Genomic DNA, 500 nt, shown 5'->3' on the forward strand with positions numbered 1-500 from the left:
GGGTTGTTTTCCACGATTCCGCGGAAAGCCGGTTTAGTGGCAAAGTGCAGCACGGCCCCCGCCACCTGCTGCTTCACGGCGCGGATAACAGGTGTAGTCAGCACGATGTCGCCGATGGAGGAAAACCGCAGAATCAGAATCTTCATTGAGTTACGCGTGAAAGAACGGTGTCATGCTGAGTGCAGCGCAGCGGAGTCGAAGCATCTCTACTGCTTCGTTGTAATCAATGGGAATAGTATTGCTGTAGAGAAGATGCTTCGACTGCGGCTCCGACCCTGGCTCTATGCGCCACATGCTCAGCATGAGGTTGGTTTTCACGCAGTCACCGCTACCGGCTGACCACTTCGGCCAGGCGCAGGCGGTTCTGAATGGCGTCGGTGGCGGCTTCGAGGATATCGAAGGCGTTCTGGGCCATGGTGTTTTCGGAGTCGAGAGTAGGGTTGATTTCCACCATCTCGAAGCACACTACCCGGTCGTTTTCGAGCAGGGCGCGGCACAGG

At 56.8% G+C, this 500-nt stretch carries 1 protein-coding gene and 1 pseudogene; both read right to left on the reverse strand.

Annotated features, from left to right (window positions below; genetic code table 11):
- The coding region (locus ACFQ2O_RS22680) for a glycosyltransferase family 9 protein (protein ID WP_377533344.1) at positions 1-146 on the reverse strand (146 nt) is incomplete at its 3' end.
- 182 nt (positions 147-328) lie between these two features.
- Positions 329-500, reverse strand: a pseudogene (locus tag ACFQ2O_RS22685) (arginase); the annotation flags it as partial.

Origin of the sequence: Pontibacter rugosus (assembly GCF_042678745.1) — a bacterium.
Lineage (GTDB): Bacteria > Bacteroidota > Bacteroidia > Cytophagales > Hymenobacteraceae > Pontibacter > Pontibacter rugosus.